15 protein-coding genes are annotated in these 16,275 nt (G+C 47.2%); 5 read left to right on the top strand and 10 right to left on the bottom strand.

Features of this window, described 5'->3' with window-relative positions:
* Positions 1-377 precede the first annotated feature (377 nt).
* Positions 378-1,121, top strand: a complete 744-nt coding sequence (locus ACJJI3_RS04380; protein WP_444908139.1) for a glutathione S-transferase family protein — start codon at positions 378-380, stop codon at positions 1,119-1,121.
* Between the two features lie 124 nt (positions 1,122-1,245).
* Here the strand turns inward: ACJJI3_RS04380 and ACJJI3_RS04375 are convergent, their stop codons facing one another.
* The gene (locus ACJJI3_RS04375) at positions 1,246-2,154 is read right to left on the bottom strand and encodes a LysR family transcriptional regulator (protein WP_444908138.1); all 909 of its coding nucleotides are present in this window, start codon (positions 2,152-2,154) and stop codon (positions 1,246-1,248) included.
* A 258-nt stretch (positions 2,155-2,412) separates the two neighbouring features.
* Between ACJJI3_RS04375 and ACJJI3_RS04370 the strand changes: the two genes are divergently transcribed.
* The 4 genes from ACJJI3_RS04370 to ACJJI3_RS04355 all read left to right on the top strand — a co-directional run bounded on the left by ACJJI3_RS04370 (position 2,413) and on the right by ACJJI3_RS04355 (position 6,182).
* Positions 2,413-3,381: an LLM class oxidoreductase gene (locus tag ACJJI3_RS04370; protein WP_444941615.1), complete on the top strand. Its 969-nt coding sequence runs from the start codon at positions 2,413-2,415 to the stop codon at positions 3,379-3,381.
* 3 nt (positions 3,382-3,384) lie between these two features.
* Entirely contained in the window at positions 3,385-4,203 is an 819-nt protein-coding gene (locus ACJJI3_RS04365) for an SDR family NAD(P)-dependent oxidoreductase (protein WP_444941614.1), read from the top strand.
* Between the two features lie 33 nt (positions 4,204-4,236).
* The gene (locus ACJJI3_RS04360) at positions 4,237-5,082 is read left to right on the top strand and encodes an enoyl-CoA hydratase/isomerase family protein (protein ID WP_444941613.1); all 846 of its coding nucleotides are present in this window, start codon (positions 4,237-4,239) and stop codon (positions 5,080-5,082) included.
* Positions 5,083-5,183: 101 nt separating this feature from the next.
* Positions 5,184-6,182, top strand: a complete 999-nt coding sequence (locus ACJJI3_RS04355) for a zinc-dependent alcohol dehydrogenase family protein (RefSeq protein WP_444941612.1) — start codon at positions 5,184-5,186, stop codon at positions 6,180-6,182.
* Between the two features lie 154 nt (positions 6,183-6,336).
* Here the strand turns inward: ACJJI3_RS04355 and ACJJI3_RS04350 are convergent, their stop codons facing one another.
* From ACJJI3_RS04350 to ACJJI3_RS04310, 9 genes are all read right to left on the bottom strand, one after another.
* Positions 6,337-6,672: a DUF6488 family protein gene (locus tag ACJJI3_RS04350; protein ID WP_444927989.1), complete on the bottom strand. Its 336-nt coding sequence runs from the start codon at positions 6,670-6,672 to the stop codon at positions 6,337-6,339.
* 45 nt (positions 6,673-6,717) lie between these two features.
* Positions 6,718-7,266, bottom strand: a complete 549-nt coding sequence (locus tag ACJJI3_RS04345; protein ID WP_444927990.1) for a hypothetical protein — start codon at positions 7,264-7,266, stop codon at positions 6,718-6,720.
* 64 nt (positions 7,267-7,330) lie between these two features.
* Positions 7,331-8,026, bottom strand: coding sequence for a HupE/UreJ family protein (locus ACJJI3_RS04340; protein WP_444886199.1), 696 nt, complete (start codon positions 8,024-8,026; stop codon positions 7,331-7,333).
* Positions 8,027-8,087: 61 nt separating this feature from the next.
* Positions 8,088-11,243 carry an efflux RND transporter permease subunit gene (locus ACJJI3_RS04335; protein WP_444941611.1) on the bottom strand — a complete coding sequence of 1,052 codons (3,156 nt, stop codon included), beginning with the start codon at positions 11,241-11,243 and terminating at the stop codon, positions 8,088-8,090.
* 9 nt (positions 11,244-11,252) lie between these two features.
* Positions 11,253-12,482 carry an efflux RND transporter periplasmic adaptor subunit gene (locus ACJJI3_RS04330; RefSeq protein ID WP_444941610.1) on the bottom strand — a complete coding sequence of 410 codons (1,230 nt, stop codon included), beginning with the start codon at positions 12,480-12,482 and terminating at the stop codon, positions 11,253-11,255.
* Entirely contained in the window at positions 12,479-13,792 is a 1,314-nt protein-coding gene (locus ACJJI3_RS04325) for a TolC family protein (protein WP_444941609.1), read from the bottom strand. Before ACJJI3_RS04325 ends, ACJJI3_RS04330 begins: the two co-directional genes overlap by 4 nt.
* Before the next feature lie 10 nt (positions 13,793-13,802).
* Positions 13,803-14,756, bottom strand: coding sequence for a M56 family metallopeptidase (locus ACJJI3_RS04320; protein ID WP_444941608.1), 954 nt, complete (start codon positions 14,754-14,756; stop codon positions 13,803-13,805).
* Complete coding sequence (locus ACJJI3_RS04315; protein WP_444941607.1) at positions 14,756-15,139, bottom strand: BlaI/MecI/CopY family transcriptional regulator; 384 nt, start codon at positions 15,137-15,139, stop codon at positions 14,756-14,758. The genes ACJJI3_RS04320 and ACJJI3_RS04315 overlap by 1 nt, the downstream gene beginning before the upstream one ends.
* Before the next feature lie 577 nt (positions 15,140-15,716).
* Positions 15,717-16,073, bottom strand: coding sequence for a hypothetical protein (locus ACJJI3_RS04310; RefSeq protein ID WP_444941606.1), 357 nt, complete (start codon positions 16,071-16,073; stop codon positions 15,717-15,719).
* Positions 16,074-16,275 lie beyond the last annotated feature (202 nt).

The raw sequence follows: 16,275 nt of genomic DNA, 5'->3' as shown, positions 1-16,275 counted from the left end.
ACGGCCAAAGCATCATTATCTATTACCCCAAATGAGCTCCAAGCCCCAATAGCCTCTCAGTTTAAAATTTACATAGATTCCACTTTCTCAGATTTAGAATTTGGTCAGACATTTTTAGATTTTGGTCTTTTAAATATAGGCATGTAGAGAAAAGAGGCGCGTGGATTGCTCGGCTCAGGAAGCCTAAAAACTCGTATCCACCGGCAGCTTATACCTAGAGAGCCTCTGCCCGGTAATTCTTCTCACTGCAAAAGCAGATGCCATCACGTAACATTAAAGGTTGCATGAACGCCTTCACTCATGTAACTTTTAATGTTTCTAGAGGTTGGATTTGCAAAAATAGTCTCTGACGCTTTACGTTACCAAAGGTGCTGCAAATGACTGACAATTTAGAGATATATAACTTTTCCTGGGCGCTCTATCCGCGCAGAATACATATCTACCTTTCCGAGAAAGGGTTGGATATCAAATCAAGGGAATATGACCCCAAAGTCGAGAAAAAATGGCCCCCGCCGGAGGTACTGGAACTGAATCCCTATGGCAAACTTCCAATCCTTAAAATAGATAATGAAAATTCAATTACAGAATCCCTCGCGATCATTCACTATCTAGAGAAAGTATTCCCAAATCCAAGCATGATCGGGGAAAATGCGATCGACTATGCCAACGTTATTAGGTTAACCACCATGGCAGATGAAGCCAACACAATTTTGGCAATCTGGAACCATAACATCAGCCCGGTATTTCAGGAGCGAGAACTACAGTTTAAAGATGCCGGATATAGTGGAGCCTACTATTTCATTAAACGACTGGATGTATTAGAGACCGCTATCAATGAAAGTCACGAATTTATTTACGGGAACTCCCCCACTATTGCCGACTGTGTCACATTCCCTTTAATCATGTTCCTGGATGAATTTTATGATGTAAGGCTGCCCCGTCGTTTCAAGAAGCTCAATGCCTGGTATAAAAGGTTTAAAACGAGAGATAGCATTACTCAGCAAAACTATGTCGATCAATACCCAGATTCGCTATTAGAGCTTTCCAGAGGGCTGGAAAAACAAGGGGGATTTTTCTTGGAAGACATTTGCAACAAATTAGAAAAAGATTTATTGAATTAGCCTTTCATACCCTCTGAGTTCTATAGATAACACTCAAAGCTTACCGATATAGATCAGAATAAAGTTGTAGCCCAAGTGAGGAAGTCTAATTTTCTCTAGCTTCCTCATTCTTTAATCAACCAGATTATCGCCCCCAGATCGGTGGATTTCCGATTTTTTCAATGAGAAAATCAATAAATACTCGCACTTTGGATGTTAGAACATTGGATTTGGGGTAAACGAGCCAAATTGCCGATTGATCACTTATATGATATCCAGGGAGTACTCTCACCAAGGAACCCTCATTAAGTTCGGCCTTAATATTCCAAAAAGAACTCATACAAATCCCTACCCCGAATTTTGCAGCTATACGCATACTGGCGCCATCATCACAAATAACTCGGGGTTTACTGTTAGAGGGGGGGAATTCATAAGTGCTCCGATCACTCATTGATATCAGTTTTCTTGGCTTTGAATTAATAAAGGCCAACAGCTGATGCGCAACAAGGTCTTGTGGTTTTTCAGGAATGCCGTATTTATCCAAATAACTGGGAGAAGCGCATAGAACTCGTTTATCATCCGCCAGCTTCCTACCAATTAAACTGCTGTCTTCAACCGCATAATTGCGTAGTGCCAAATCAAAGCCGCCCTCGATAAGGCTGACTTGTGTGTCTGAGAGCTTCAGCTCTATGTTGACTCCAGGATACCTTTCCAGGAATTCAGGCAGGATAGGCGCGATAAAGCGCTGAACGAAAGTGCTCGATGCCGCAAACCTGAGCGTTCCACTCACGGAGGAATTTCCACGCCCCAGCGCAGCAAAAGCCGCATCCTCTTGCGCGATGATCTCCCGGGCAAAAGGCAGGAACTCCTCCCCCTCTATCGACAGAGAGACCTTGCGGGTAGATCGATGAAATAGGTCCGCCCCCAAATGAACTTCAAGCTTGGATAAGCGGGCACTGGCAACAGAGGGAGCCAATCCAAGTCTCCGCCCCGCAGAGCTTATATTCAGCATCTCCGCAGCCAGTACGAATAGCCGAACCCCATTTGTATCCACTTATTATCTCCAAAAACCGAATTCTGATTCCATTTATACGCCGTTTATACATAGATTCCAATACTTTAGCCTTTAATCACAGATCGAGCCAGCGTCGATCGATGACTGGCCTAGGCTTTCTGGGAGGTAAAAGATGAGTGTAAGAGTGCTTATGAGTGGCGGCGCAGAAAACAACCAGACACAAGCCGTCTATTGTGATGTAGCTAGCAGCTTTGGCCTCCAATTCTCTCCTATCCGTGAAGCATAGGAGTTACCACGGTGCACTCTAAATACAGAGATCAGGGCTGCGGTTTTGCCAGTATCAACGCGGGTTACAACGCCCTATTTAAGCCAGGTAAGCTCTCGGTGGGACTTGTGGTGGCCATAGAGAATTACGCAACGAACCCAGTTCCAACGATGCTTGATCATGTTGAACGAGTCCAACTTGCGGAAGAATTGGGATTTAGCGCGATTTGGCTTAGAGATGTCCCCTTCTATGTGCACTCCTTTGGCGATGCAGGTCAAACCTTTGATCCTTTCGTCTACCTTGGCCTGCTCTCTGGTCAGACAACAAAGATTACCCTCGGTGTAGCCAGCATCATTTTGCCCTTACGCCACCCAGCGCATATCGCAAAAGCTGCAGCCTCTGTTGATCAAATCTCAGGCGGACGCCTAATTCTTGGGGTCGCCAGTGGGGATCGCCCGGAAGAATATCCTGCGATGAATGTTTCATATCAGGAGCGAGGCAAACTGTTCAGGGAGAGCTACGAATATATTCGTCGTGCAGCAGAACCCTACCCTCAATTTCAGAGCTCACTGGGGTCGATTTCCGGCGATCTGGACATATTGCCCAAGCCGAGAGAAACAAGCCTGCCTTTACTGATAACAGGCTCGTCCCAGCAATCCTCAGGCTGGCTAGGTGACAACGGAGATGGCTGGATCACCTATCCTCGTTCACATGCCATACAAGAGCAATTTATTAGGCAGTTGCGAAATAACTCGACTATTAACAAGCCGATTATGGAGCCTCTCTATATTGATATAAGCGATACCCCGGATGCTTTACCGCACCCCATACACTTGGGATACCGACTGGGCATTAATCAATTATGCAAATATCTAAAGTCACGAGAAGAGATCGGTGTTAACCACGTTGCCCTGAACCTCCGACTTAACCAGGCAGATATTAAAGAAACTCTTAAAGCAATTTCGGAAGTCATTCTCCCACATTTTAGTGTAAAGGAATAACAAATGCAGAAGACTATTTTATTGACAGGCGGTACAGATGGCATCGGCTTGGAGACTGCAAAATTACTGGCAGCAAAGGGGCAAACTTTGCTCTTACATGGTCGTAGTGATGCAAAACTAGCGAATGCGAAAGAAGTGATAAAGCAAAACTCTCCGGAAGTTCATATAAATACATTCCGAGCAGATTTATCCAATATATCTGAGGTGCTAGCACTAGCTTCAAAGGTGAAAGATCAATATTCAAGTATTGATGTTCTTATCAATAATGCCGGCGTATTTAAAGTACAAAACCCAATAACCGACACGGGTTACGATGTTCGTTTTATCGTAAATGCTATTGCCCCCTACTTGTTAACGACACAGCTATTGCCGCTGTTTAGCGCCAATGGCCGCATTATTAATCTATCCTCTGCAGCGCAAGCAACTGTAAACATCGAAGCGCTCAAAGGTCACCAACAACTATCCGACAGTGACGCTTATGCTCAAAGTAAGCTGGCTCTCACCATGTGGTCCTTCCAGCTAGCCCAATCACTTGGTAACAAGGCCCCGCAATTTATCGCAATCAATCCCGCCTCATTTCTGGGTAGCAAAATGGTGAAAGATGCCTACGGAACTCAAGGGAAAGACTTAAGTATCGGCGCCAACATATTGGTACGGGCGGCACTCGATGATGAGTTCTCAAACGCTAGCGGTAAATACTTTGACAATGACATAGGCAATTGGTCCCAGCCGCACCCAGACGCGCTTGATGTGAAAAAGAGAAAGGTACTTATTGAAGAAATTGAGAACACTCTCGACAAACTCGGCATTAAAAATAACTAAGACGTTAACGTATTCAATTAAAAGGAATTCACCATGAAATATGAAGGTTTTACCACATTCACGGCGAAGCAAGATGACGGAATCCTAACTGTGACATTTGACTTTGGTCCCGTGAATGTCCAAGGGCAAGAAATGCTGGCCGACTTAAACAGCCTGGCAATGCGCCTGGAACGGGATCGAGAAACCAAAGTCGTTGTGTTTCAGTCGGCAAATCCGGAAGTTTGGGTATGTCATTACGATACTGAGTTACTGAAAGATATGTCTGACGAAGCTGTATCTCGCGAAGAAGCCCAATTGTTGGATTTGCAGGCTGTCTGTGAGCGCATTAGCAAGGTGCCCCAAGCAACGATCGCTAAACTAGAAGGTTTCGCTAGAGGTGGTGGCCATGAGCTGGCCTTGGCACTCGATATGCGTTTCGCAGCCCGAGGCAAATATAAATTCATGCAAATGGAAGTGGGTATGGGAATCCTCCCCTGTGGGGGAGGCGCATCAAGGATGGCTCGGCAGACAGGACTGGGTAAAGCGCTGGAGATTATTCTCAGCGCCCGTGATTTCGATGCTGACGAAGCGGAAAGCCTCGGCACAATCAACAAAGCACTAGAGCCAGATGAAATTGGCGAGTATGTCGATAGCCTAGCGAAGAGAATCGCTCAATTTCCAGCAGAATCAATCAATGCTTGTAAGCAGGCGGTCTATGAGTCCATCGATAAACCTATCGGTGAAGCGCTAAAAGCGGAGGCCTATTGGCTGTATCAAGCAACCAGTAAAACACCTGCGCTAAAACGCTTCTCTATCGCAGATGAACAAGGGTTGGAACACGATATTGAAAATCAGCGGAACTGGAACCAACTGGTTATGGATGTACAAAAAATAAACTAGCAGTAGCAATTGGGTATTGGACGATTTACAGACTGCAATGCCCTACTTACTTCGGACACTTAGACAAAACTCTACAGAAAGTACACTTTTTGGGAATCAAAATGAGAGCAATGATTGTAAATACCTTTGGCGGCCCAGACGTATTTGAAGCTGCTGAAGTACCCAAGCCGACCACCAAAGCTGGCCATGTGCTGATTAAAATATCAGCAACCAGCGTCAATACCGTAGATACCATGATTCGCCAAATGGGACCTGCATTACCCCTTTCACCGAAAGCCCCGGCAATATTGGGTATGGATTTCGCTGGTGTTGTTGAAGAGATTGGCGAAGGTGTAACCGATTATCAAGTGGGCGATGAAGTCTATGGTTGTGCAGGTGGACTGGCTGACTTGCCGGGAACATTAGCCGAATATATTGTTGCAGACGCGAACTTAATTGCCCTGAAACCCGAGAACCTGACCATGCGGGAAGCAGCAGCTTTGCCCTTAGTAGGCATAACCGCCTACGAAGGGTTACAGCGTGCGGGGGTTAAGCCTGGACAAAGTGTTCTTGTTCACGGTGGCTCGGGCGGTGTAGGTCATATAGCTGTACAACTGGCTCGTCACTTTGGTGCTGATGTTTACTCAACAGGTTCCGGAGATCCTCAACTGGCAATGATTGAAAAACTGGGGGCAACGCCTATTAACTACCGGACTGAATCGGTTGATTCATATGTACTGAAGTACACCAACGGAGCAGGCTTCGATATAGTATTCGACTCAGTCGGTGGTGCAAATATAACGAACTCTTTTGAGGCAGCAAAACTCAACGGCCAAGTAGCTACTACCGTTTCCATGGTAGAACTTGACCTGACGCCTGCTCACTTTAAAGGCTTGTCTTTGCATGTCATTTTTATGTTAATTCCAATGCTACACAATTATCACCGTGAGGAACACGGACATATTTTAAAAGTACTAAAATCCATTACTGAAGCAGGCGATCTCAAACCTGTGCTTGATGAAACTTCTTATAGTTTGCCTGATATTGGCAAGGCCCATGAACGGCTGGCAAGTGGGCAAGCTATGGGAAAAGTTGTTGTAAGTATTGAGTCAACTGAGTAACTGGAAAAATGGATAGTCACCTCTATCAACAGGGTTTATTACCAAATCTACCTACTTAAGAACACAAAAAAACAGCTATAACTCTTGCTCGAGCCAGGCTATTAAAATAATAGGTAGCGGCGAATCTGCCGCTACCTGAACATAAACCTATCAGTTAACGATTCACCACTTCGAAAGAAAGAAAATATCCTTCAGCACTCAGGAAGACTTGCAACTGCTGGTTCAAAACACCGCTCTGCTCTTTCGCTGTAACCACCCACTGTCGCTGGTTATCAACACGCTGTATTGCAGCATTGAGTGGCATGTCGGCCCAGGACTTGTTGAGCTTGCCCTCTTTGATTAGGCGAGCCACTTCCTGGCTGGCGATGCCCTTAGCTTCAGCCATCGATACGGTAGCAAAATTGTCTCTCTCGTGATCACCATGGGCGAAAGCAAGATTTGCGAAGCCTAAGGTAACTGATACACAGATGACTCGAATAAGTTTGTTCATAATGCTCTCTTTCTTCTCGGTTTTAGCGAATGTTGATAAAAAACGTTACTGTTTGAGTCCAATAACCTCGTAGAACCCCTTTGTTTTTAGAGTGATCTTCACAGATTCCTGACCGTTATTCTTCCAATACCAGCCATGGGAACCATCAAAAGGCGTAGTGAGAGAGCCACTCATTTTATTTGCGGTAGCAATAGCAAAGCTCTCAAAGTAGCCGGTAGTATCGCCTGTGGGTTCGCCGTGAAAATCAAAGTAAAGTTCACCACTCTCCGTTACCCACTCATATTCCAGATGGCCGTATTTATCCAATTGAAATTTGTATTCAATCCCACGGCCAGCGGGCACTTCAATAGTTGTGGTGTCAGTCCGATAAGCAAAGGTCTGCTCACCGCGCTGCACTATTTCTGGTACAGCAATTCTCTGCTCTTGACTGTTTAATTCAGTCAGCCCCAGTGCTCTGCCAATTCCAGTAGGATCTATATTATATTCAGCTGGCAGGATTACTGTGGTCAACATAATGGCTGCAAGCACGCCAGCAGCAAGTGTGGATTTAATCAGCGTTTGTGCAGTCTGCACTGGCATTTCAGTTGTATTCATTCTGTAAGCTCTAAATCTGTGTTCTTTCTATTCAATTAACTTTATAAAGTCACTTTCTGGCTATCTAACCTACGAAGTAGCCTGTCATCTGGTAACCCACCAACATCAGTCCACCACTCATTAGTAAGGTATTTGTCATGGTGGAAAAGCGCAGGAAACTGTCAAAGCGACGCCAATAATTGATGGCGAGAAGAATAAACAGCAACGCAACAAACTGACCAATTTCTACTCCGACATTAAAGGCCAGGATATTCTCCACCAACCCATCGCTGGACAGCTTGAACTCCTGTAATTTGGTTGCCAAACCAAAACCGTGGAAGAGTCCAAAAATCAGTACGGCAGCCTTGGTATTAGGCTGGAAGCCAAAAACCCGCTTGAAGCCGCCGAGATTATCGAAGCCTTTATAGACAATGGATAATCCAATAATGGCATCGATCAAATAGGCATTCACATGGGTGTCGTTAAGCACTCCAAATAAAAGGGTTAAGCTATGACCGAGAGTAAAGAAGCTTACATAGATAAGAACATCTTTTGATCGATATAAAAAGAAAATGACTCCCACCAGGAACAGCAGGTGGTCATAGCCAGTCACCATATGCTTGGCGCCAATATATAGAAAGGGAATAATAGATACCCCTTCGTTGCCGGCAAGAAAAGTCTTGGTAGCATCGTCCACTCCATGGGCAAATAGCGGCATAGATATCACCATACCTGCTATCAGCGCCATCAAGCCGAAAACTGTTTTTAAACTATTGTGCAACGTTACTATCTCCCGTTATTAAAGTTCTAAATTCTTGTGACCAAAGCGTACACAGGCCCAGTTAACTGGCTCCAGCCAGAGCCACTTCAGGGTTATCTTGTAAGCTTTCCGACTTGGCATTCCTGCCATGTAAAATTCTGTAGAGTGCCGGCAACACTAAAAGTGTCAGGATTGTTGATGAGACAATACCGCCAATAACCACCGTAGCCAGTGGGCGCTGTACCTCAGAGCCAATACCAGTATTCAGGGCCATGGGCACAAAACCGAGTGAGGCAACCAGTGCGGTACTAATGACCGGACGTAATCGGATCAGGGCGCCCTCAATAATGGCATTTTCTATGCTGTAACCTTGGTCACGCAGATCGCGAATAAAGGAAACCATCACCAGGCCGTTAAGGATGGCAATCCCGGAAAGTGCGATAAAACCAACGGCTGCGGAAATGGAGAACGGGATATCCCGCAACATTAAAGAGAGCACACCGCCGGTTAATGCGAGGGGTATACCGGTAAAGATAATTGCCGCATCTTTTATGGAGCGAAGCGCCAGCAGGAGAAGCCCCATAATCAACACAAGAGTCAGCGGCACTACAATCGATAAGCGTTCAGTAGCAGACTGTAGCGCTTGATAAGTTCCGCCGTATTCAACCCAGTAACCGGGTGGTATTTCCACTTTCTCGGAAACGGACTGCTGCACATCAGCAACAAAGCTACCCAAGTCCCTACCCCGCACATTGGCCGTTACCACTACCCTGCGTTTACCGTTCTCGCGGAAAACCTGATTGATACCGGCAGTGAGTTCCAAGCTGGCAATTTCCTCCAGGGGCACATAGTTGCCATTGGATCGATGAATCGGCAGTTTCTTTAGCGCATCCAAATCCTGGCGCAATACCTCTGGCAAACGCACAACAATATCGGTGCGGCGGTCCCCTTCATAAAAGCGGCCAGCAACCGTACCTCCCAGGGCGGTTGCCAGCTGCTCCTGTACCTGGCTAATGGCCAGCCCATACTGTGTTAGCGCGGCCTGGTCAGGAACAATGGCGAGAACCGGTAAACCGCTGGTTTGCTCCATCTGTATATCAGCAACGCCTTCTACACTGCCGATAGCCGCTTCAATTTCACTGCCCAAACGCTCTAATTGCTCGAAGTCATCGCCAAAGACTTTGATCGCCAATTCCGCGCGTACCCCCGCTAAAAGCTCGTTAAAGCGCATCTGGATTGGCTGGAGAAATTCATAGCGGTTGCCGGGAATTGGTTCTACCAGCTTTGCCAGCTCTTCTACCAATTGCTCTTTCGGCTTATCCGGATCTGGCCACTGAGACCTGGGTTTCAGGATAATAAAGTTATCGGCAACACTTGGGGGAACGGCATCGGTAGCCACTTCCGCAGTACCAATTTTGGCGAATACACGCTCCACTTCGGGCAACTCTTTAATCCGCTCCTCCAGGGATTTTTGCAGTGCAATCGCTTGTTCCAGGGATGTGCCGGGAATACGCAAGGCGTGCATGGCAATATCGCCTTCATCCAGATTCGGCACAAATTCGCTACCCATTCTGCTTGCCGTATAGCCGGAAACCAACACCAGTAGCGCAGCAATAGCGACAACCATGCCACGCTGGCGCAGTGCAAACTCCAAGGCCGGGCGATAAATTCTATTCAGCTTCTCAAGTGCAGGATTTTTCTTTTCGATCACCGGTTTGCGGAATAGCAGCGCTATGCCGGCTGGCACCAAAGTGATGGAAAGAAACATCGCAGAAAGCAGCGCAATCACCACGGTTATAGCCATTGGATGGAACATCTTGCCCTCCACTCCAGTCAGGGCAAAAATGGGTAAATACACTGCTGTGATAACGAACACACCAAACATGGCCGGGCGAATCACTTCCCGCGTCGATTGGAATACCAGTGTAAGCCGTTCTTTTAGATCTAACTGGCCACGCTCGCGGGCGGATTCGCTGAGGCGTCGCAGACAGTTCTCGACAATAATGATGCCCCCATCCACCAACAAGCCAAAGTCCAGCGCCCCCAGACTCATCAAGTTTGCACTTACGCGGGCCTGCACCATGCCGGTGATGGTCATTAACATGGCCACCGGAATGACCAGCGCGGTTAGGATTGCTGCGCGAACATTCCCCAGCAGCAGGAAAAGAACCGCGATAACCAGCAGCGCACCTTCCATAAGATTGGTTTGGACCGTGCGCAATGTCTGGTCAACCAGACCGGTACGATCATAAACTGCAGTCAATGTGATACCAGGTGGTAGACTCTGTTTGATATCCTCTAACTTTTCACCAACTGCACCTGCAACGGTGCGACTATTTTCGCCAACCAGCATGAAAACGGTGCTCATCACCACTTCCCTGCCGTTCTGAGTAGCCGCACCGGTGCGCATTTCGCGCCCCTCTTCAATCTTGGCCAAGTCACCAAGGCGAACAGCAACGCCTCTCACTTCCGCTACCAGGAAATCCTTCAGTGTATCTAACGAACTTGCCTGTCCCGGAACCCGCAACAACCACTGGGCGCCACTGTGTTCAATAAAGCCTACACCGCGGTTACGATTGTTCTCCTCGATCGAGCGAATCAGGTCTTCTTGGGTCAGGCCAAATGCCAGCAGTTTCTCTGGCTCTATAGCAATCAGAATTTCTCTCTTGAATCCGCCAATTGGATTGACTTCCACCACACCTGGTACACGCAATAACTGCGGGCGCACAATCCAGTCATGCACCGAACGCAAGTCCTTAGGTGTTACTGCACTGCCATCAGCATTGGTGGCTCCGGGTTCGGAGTCCACTGTGAACATAAAGATTTCGCCAAGACCTGTGGCGATGGGTCCAAGCTCTGGCTCCAAACCAGCAGGCAGTGCACCACGTACACTAGTGAGCCGTTCATTCACTAACTGGCGGGCAAAATAAATATCGGTGCCATCTTCAAAAATCACCGTAACCTGCGACAATCCATACCGCGAAACGGAGCGTGTATAAGCAAGGCTTGGCAAACCAGCCATTGCATTTTCCACTGGGTATGTAACCCGTTGCTCAACTTCTTTAGGGGTACTCCCCGGTGCCTCCGTATTAATAACCACCTGGATATTGGTGATATCCGGTACCGCATCAATGGGCAGCCGGGTGAAATTCCAAATGCCCAAACCGCACAGTAGTAGCACAAGGGCAATAACCAGCCCGCGATTTTGAATTGAGGTTCTTATCAAGTACTCAAGCATGTCGAACCCTCAGTGATCGTGGGATGCACCGGACTTTTCAATGTCCGCTTTAATGATGTAGCTGTTACCGGTGACATATTCGATTCCCGGTCGAATCCCCCCCAGCACTTCAACCCAATCGCCTGCTTCTCGCCCCAGCTCCAACATGCGTACTTCATATTGATCGCCCACCTTGGCATAAACGACAGTAAAATCGCGGAACGCTTGTAAACCGGAACGCTTGACAGCGAGAGGCACCTCATATTCAGCAACTTGGATATCGCCGCTTACAAAAGAACCTGGTGCGAGGCCTGAGGGAATATCTTGCAGTGACACTCGAACGGCAGTGGCCTGGTTGGGCTTCATCAAAGTATCAATTTGTTTCACTACCCCGAGCAGAGGAGTTTCCAGGGACTTGATATTTACGGAAACGGGCGCGCCCTGGTGAATCTGGGGGCGTGTCGAGGGAAAAACATCCAGCTCTGCCAACAAGGCAGTATCATCGGCAACCGTTAATAAAGCTCTACCTGCGGTCTGTTCACCAGGGTTTACATTGCGCTGAATTACCACACCGGTAATGGGGGATTTAATACTGTAAGTTTTCAGGTTTTGATTGCTGTTAATGGTAATCAGGGGTTGCCCTTTTTTAACGCGCTCCCCCAACCCCACCTGCACATTTTCTACAAAGCCATCGAAACGTGCACTAATTTCACGTACCTGCTCTGGATCTACAATAAGCCTGCCATAAGCGCGGCTGGTCTCACTCATCCTGGCGGGGCCGACGGTTTCCGTATCAATTTCCATGGATTCAGCAATACCGGATTCGATACGGGTTCGCCCCTCAAAATTATCGTATTGCCAACGGTATTCGTGCCCCTGGTACTTGGCTGTTAGAGTCACAACAAATGAGTGGGGCTCATAGATCACCATATCGCCACGCAGATAATTCCCCTCAGGCCTGAACTCGATGTGATCCTCTCCATCTCCAAGCCTTGTAAGAACCACTTTAAGATCAACCTGGCGAGGATTAACCAGCTCTCCATCGTTACTCACCCAAACCCGAAACTCCGGGGGAACACCAGTTTCATAAATACTTAGCTCAACGGCAAAATCACCTTCTCTCAACATGCGCCCACGATTGGGCCCTTTTTCCGGTTCTGCCTCTGCGACAGCTCCGGCCGCATACACACTGCCGCTGCCACTTAGGAACAAGGAAAGTAAAGCACCGAATATCAGGCTGGAAAAAACTGCGGATCTCATATCTCGCTCTCGCTTATCTGTGCCAATGACAGGCCGGTAAGTTTTTCAATTTCAATCAGGCTAAGGTGTGCGTTGTACTGTGCCTGGAGCAGTGAAAGCTGCGCATCGCTAAGCCCCTGTTGGGCTAGAGCCAACTCCGAGTAGTTATAGCGGCCACGTCGATAGGCTTTTTGCGTAGCGATGAGCGCTTTATCCAAACTGGGAATCATCTTTTCATTCAAGGCGGTAGCTACGTGCCGGTGATGCTGTAGCCTTTGGGTCATCACAAAGAGCTGTGTATCCAACTCAATCTCTTTCGCATTTCTTTCTGCTCGGAAACGATTTTTTTCTGCCCTCAAAGCAGATACCTTGCCGCGATTACGGTCACCCTTACCTAGTGGGATTGCGAACCCTGCCACCAACCCATAATCTCCGCTCGCTTCGTTGCGACGAATTCCTGTATCAATCCTCCACTGAATACCAGCTTCTGCACGTGCCAAATCAATTTCCGCCTGCGCCACGCGCTCGCGGCTCATGAATATTTCCAAATTTGGGTTGCTCGCCACCAAGCTTCGCAATCTAGATAAATCAACTTCTGGAAGGACACTGGAAAGAGAACCAGCCACCGCACGAAAACTGGGCTCTCTGGAGCCCCACTGGGCAGCTAATTGATATTTGGCAATATCCAGCTCGTGTTCGACATCCTCCACAGCTAAGAGTCGACGCTGTAAGTCGACTTCCGCCCGAAAAGCATCGGCTTCATTCGTTCTGCCAACACTAACTTGGCGATTAATTTCGGCGGATATCCTGCGAGCCAGGTCGACTGCTCTTTTGGCAATTTCCAGGCGTTCCTGCTGAGCCAGGACCTGGAAAAAGTAACGCGCAGTATTAGCGGCAACTTCTAACTCAAGAACCTGCTTTTCGGCCTCAATCACGGAAGTCTTACTGCGTGTAGCCAATACACGTTTTTCTGCGAGATCACCCTGTAATAGCCAACTGATGCCTACTGTTATCTGGGAACTGCCGTTGCCATCGCTATCCTTTTCCTCCCCCACCTCCTCTGCGGCAACACTAAGCTCTGGGCGTGGTCCAAGCTTGGCGTGCTTGGATAAAGCATCCACAGCCTCAAACTGATATCGGTAACCCGCCAGTTCAGGGTGATTTTGCAAGCTTTTAAGAATTGCCTGTTCATAAGTAAGTCCCGATAACTCCTCGCCCTGCTCTGCCCTAAGGGGTCCACTTAATGCGACTAAAAAGAACACAGCCCCGGCCACAAAAAACCGATTAACAATCGGTTTTTTAGTTATGACTAAACGCAAACAATTAAACACTTCGGCTTCCTTAGTGGGAGAAAAGGGTTTCGACGGTGTGGTGGAGCGCATCCACCGAAACAAGGCAAGTGCCTGTAAGAGCCACAAACATTCCAGCTAATAACAAGGGGGGTAAGCTGCGCCCCTTATCATCAGACAGCAAGTAACGAATACGAGCATCCAATTGGTCAAGAGCGAAATAACAGACCATTACTGAACTTCTCTCTTTGGGATGCAACCCATTGGAGATACGGGTTACTTTAAGTAGGGTTTGGGCGATAAAAGTCTCACTCCACCCCTGCCTATGGACATAAGCATCTGCACGCTGCTCCATACACAGCGCCATCTGCCGATTCAGGTAATTCCCCAAACGCGTAGGGAAAAAGCTAGCAAATAAAGCGAATATTAATTTCTTCAGAGGATCAAATTTTTGCGCATGGGCTTCCTCATGCAGGCGCACCACCTCAAACTCTTCCGCTGTTAACTGGTCTCGCAGACCGCTGGTATAAAACCCTTGCGGACGGAGCAGACCACTGGTGAAAGCCTGGGGACCCTTTGCCTGGATAATACTCTGATCAGACTTATCCCTTTCGCAAAGTTGCATTAACAAACGGAGCTGCGCCAAATGGCGATGAGCTCGCTTAAAACTTTGCAACGTCAAAAAACCGCTAAAGAAAAGAAACGCAATAGTAAAAACACCGTGCCAACTGTAGAGGTTAAAAGCATTGATATGGTGCCAGTGCGCCAGTGATGCAACGCCTCCCAAAAGGCTGGGGAAAGCCAGGATAACAGCGGCAGTGGAAGCCGCGAACCACGGCAGCAATACCGCACTCCACAGCAGTAAACGCCGGCTACTGACAGACAAGCTAAGTGAATACCGGGAAACGGAAAGGCAGGCAGCTGATACCAGTAAAATACCGACAAACAGGCCAAGCGCTGCAATAGTCAGCAGGTTTAGCCAGAGTGCAACCTGCCCCAAAATCATTAGCGATCACCCTGCTGGCGCTTTATCTTCTGGCTTTCGATCAACTGCTCCAGTTGCTCTAATTGGCTTTCGTTCAGCTCCGATGAGATGGAGGTAAACGCGGCTACCAGCCCGTTCTCATCATCAACAAACTCACGAGTAACGTCTTGAATCAGCTGTCCGACAAACTCGTAGCGCTCCACTGCCGGGCTGTATTGGAATGCATGCCCCTGCTTCTCCCGAAACAGCAAACCTTTCTTGTAAAGGCGATCCAGCGTGCTCTGGATCGTATTGAGAGAACCTCCACGGGCCCTGCTCAAGTCCGAGTGGACCTGTTTGGCATCAGCAGATTTTCTATCCCAAAGATATTGGAGCACCTGTTTCTCAAGATCGCCAAGTCGCATAGACCATTATCCCAGAGGTTAAAACTATTCTTTGAATGATGGTAGAGCGGCAAAAACCGATCGTCAATAGGTTTTTGCATTTCAGCCTACTTCGACTGTGGGATGAATTTTGCTCCAGGCTCCAAGGATACCCACCCAAGAAAATAGCCGCTTTCTTAACTTCAATACCGCAAACTAGATAACGATACGAATAATTTAGACACCTTGGAAATACCGCCAGCATTTGGCAATAAAATTAAGGGGCTATTTGACTTGAACTCAACATTAATACAGCTAGGGGCGGCTTTACCATTGATTAGCCATGATTTACCAAAAAGTGATTTTTTTCACTACTCAATGATCATGTAAGTTATAGGAGAGAGGTCCGGCGGCCATCTCTGTGGCTGACTCTTCAGCAATTCCTTATCATGGATATATCTTCCAGTTTCGGATACTACCGATAAACACAAGAACGATGATAGCTTTCAATTATAAAGAAGAATCGTTGGACTTTACGACATTAAACACACCCGGACCCACCAAAATTTGAACACTAAGAAAATTGAGATTTATCAGACTGTATCAATTACATTGCCGACTACCTGTCACCGTCTAAAGTTCCAGATTCTGTTTTATCTCTATTGCTGAGTACTTGTTGCTTTACACATCTAACTGACACCCAAAGTATAGCGATGGCTCCAATAAATGTAGTGGCTGCCATTGACAACTCTAGAGCAATCAACGTTAAAGAAATGACACTTATCGATAACAGCTTTAAATTTTTGATATGAAATTGAAGATAATCTTGCCTCAGAAGATCTTCAATTAAAAACAATATGAGAACCGCCAAACCAAAAGCAATTACTATAAATTCAAAGCTTCCTGTCGACACCCCTCGATAAAACGATATATAACATGACAAGCCAGTGACTGGGATAGCTGCAACACTTTGCATTGTATAATAGTCTGCGGAAGCCAGCCTCCAGAAGGTTGACCACTAACTACTTTCATCTTGTTCAAGTATGGTTAGTTTAATCACCAAATATGGGACTGCAAGCAGCCCTCCGACAAAGAGAATAACAAAAAATATCCCCATAAAAATATCTAGCCAGCAAATTCAATTTCGATAGTTGATCTACAAAATAATACGCTGCGAC

The organism is Microbulbifer maximicatervae (SeqCode) (genome assembly GCF_052466985.1).
This window is presented reverse-complemented; position numbering and strand designations above follow the sequence as displayed.

Coding starts and splice junctions, on each gene's coding strand:
- ACJJI3_RS04380 (WP_444908139.1), top strand. CDS start 378: ATGACTGACAATTTAGAGATATATAACTTTTCCTGGGCGCTCTATCCG.
- ACJJI3_RS04365 (WP_444941614.1), top strand. CDS start 3,385: ATGCAGAAGACTATTTTATTGACAGGCGGTACAGATGGCATCGGCTTG.
- ACJJI3_RS04360 (WP_444941613.1), top strand. CDS start 4,237: ATGAAATATGAAGGTTTTACCACATTCACGGCGAAGCAAGATGACGGA.
- ACJJI3_RS04355 (WP_444941612.1), top strand. CDS start 5,184: ATGAGAGCAATGATTGTAAATACCTTTGGCGGCCCAGACGTATTTGAA.
- ACJJI3_RS04350 (WP_444927989.1), bottom strand. CDS start 6,672: ATGAACAAACTTATTCGAGTCATCTGTGTATCAGTTACCTTAGGCTTC.
- ACJJI3_RS04345 (WP_444927990.1), bottom strand. CDS start 7,266: ATGAATACAACTGAAATGCCAGTGCAGACTGCACAAACGCTGATTAAA.
- ACJJI3_RS04335 (WP_444941611.1), bottom strand. CDS start 11,243: ATGCTTGAGTACTTGATAAGAACCTCAATTCAAAATCGCGGGCTGGTT.
- ACJJI3_RS04330 (WP_444941610.1), bottom strand. CDS start 12,482: ATGAGATCCGCAGTTTTTTCCAGCCTGATATTCGGTGCTTTACTTTCC.
- ACJJI3_RS04320 (WP_444941608.1), bottom strand. CDS start 14,756: ATGATTTTGGGGCAGGTTGCACTCTGGCTAAACCTGCTGACTATTGCA.
- ACJJI3_RS04315 (WP_444941607.1), bottom strand. CDS start 15,139: ATGCGACTTGGCGATCTTGAGAAACAGGTGCTCCAATATCTTTGGGAT.
- ACJJI3_RS04310 (WP_444941606.1), bottom strand. CDS start 16,073: ATGCAAAGTGTTGCAGCTATCCCAGTCACTGGCTTGTCATGTTATATA.